The sequence below is a fragment of the Microcoleus sp. B7-D4 genome (assembly GCF_036705125.1).
In the GTDB taxonomy this organism is placed as follows: Bacteria; Cyanobacteriota; Cyanobacteriia; order Cyanobacteriales; family Microcoleaceae; genus Microcoleus.
Genome location: NZ_JAUBTT010000049.1, coordinates 41,719 through 42,407 on the forward strand (window position 1 = coordinate 41,719; position 689 = coordinate 42,407).

At 39.9% G+C, this 689-nt stretch carries 1 pseudogene; it reads left to right on the plus strand.

Going from position 1 to position 689, the window contains the following annotated elements:
• A pseudogene (locus QUB12_RS19975) lies at positions 1 to 655 on the plus strand (hypothetical protein); the annotation flags it as partial.
• Positions 656 to 689 lie beyond the last annotated feature (34 nt).

The following is a 689-nucleotide window of genomic DNA, read 5'->3' on the forward strand; positions in this document are numbered from 1 at the left end:
TCAAGACTGTCGCCAAGCAATCGCTGTTAAAGACAAGGAAATTCAAGACTGTCGCCAAGCAATCGCTGTTAAAGACAAGGAAATTCAAGACTGTCGCCAAGCAATCGCTGTTAAAGACAGTAAAATCCAAGACTATCGCGAACAAATCGAATATTTAAGAAAACTTAATATGTCTTTCGCAGAAAGAGTAATTTATAATAATATAGAAGTGAACACCACATCAGAGAGTAAAGCTATGAGTGACCAAATCGACCAAAGTCGCAAAATAGAAATTACAGGCGGAACCGTTAACGCTAGCGGTGCTGGAGCGTTAAGTTTAGGTGATATCAGCGGTACTGTTGCCAATACAATTAATCAATTATCTGATTCTGCTAAACCAGATGAATCGGGAATCAAAGAATTATTAACCCAGTTACAAACAGCGATCGAGGCTGAAACTAATTTATCTGATGATGATAAAGCTGAAGCATTGGAGCAGGTAAAAGCTTTGGCAGAAGTAGGGAAAAATCCCCAAGAAAGCACAATGCAAAAGACGGGGAAAACGGCAATGAAAATTTTGAAAGGGACTATTGCTGGTTTACCTAGTGCGGCGACATTGGTGGAAGCTTGCAGTAAATTGTTGCCTGCGATCGCAAGTCTCTTACTTTTACCCTAAAATCCCATATCAACGCCCAGTAAGTAATGGTATT